Source organism: Bartonella capreoli (assembly GCF_902813205.1).
Classification (GTDB): domain Bacteria; phylum Pseudomonadota; class Alphaproteobacteria; order Rhizobiales; family Rhizobiaceae; genus Bartonella; species Bartonella schoenbuchensis.
In genome coordinates this window covers 1-643 of the sequence record NZ_CADDZX010000090.1, presented here as the reverse complement: position 1 = coordinate 643, position 643 = coordinate 1, and the positions used below count along the sequence as shown (strand labels likewise).

Here is a 643-nt window from a genome sequence, read left to right as displayed (position 1 = left end):
GCTCAATTTGAGCGCCCATTGCCCATAATGTTTCGATAAGTCCCATCCGAGAATGGTTTATAAGAACATTTTCAATGGTGACATCAGAGTCTTTTACAAGAAGGGCAGCGATTAGCGGAAAAGCTGCTGAAGAGGGATCGCCTGGGATATTAATAGTTTGTCCGGTAAGGTGTGGTTGGCCATTGAGATGAATAAAACGCGTACCTTTTGCATCTATTTCTATTTCAAGTTCTGCACCAAATGCTTTTAACATCTTTTCCGTATGATCTCGGGTGAGGACAGGTTCAATAACAGTTGTAGTACCGGCTGTATTAAGAGCAGCAAGCAGGATAGCTGATTTTACTTGGGCAGAAGCCATTGGAATACGATAGCGAATCGGATTAGCCATTTTCGGGCCATAAAGCGTTAAAGGAAGACGGTCGTCATGTGTTGCTTCAATTTCAACGCCCATTAAACGCAGTGGATCGAGAATACGCCCCATAGGGCGTTTGGAGAGAGAGGTATCACCGACAAAAGTTGTTTTCATATGATAAGGACCAACCATTCCCATAACGAGACGTGCGCCCGTTCCAGAATTACCGAAATCCAAAGGGCTTTGTGCTGCTAAAAGGCAACCATTTCCTGTTCCACGAATAACCCAGAG

General features: G+C 44.5%; 1 protein-coding gene. It reads right to left on the bottom strand.

Going from position 1 to position 643, the window contains the following annotated elements; genetic code table 11:
* Nucleotides 1-643, bottom strand: a 643-nt coding sequence (locus J7R05_RS07475) for a 3-phosphoshikimate 1-carboxyvinyltransferase (RefSeq protein WP_484479009.1), incomplete at both ends; no start/stop codon positions are given.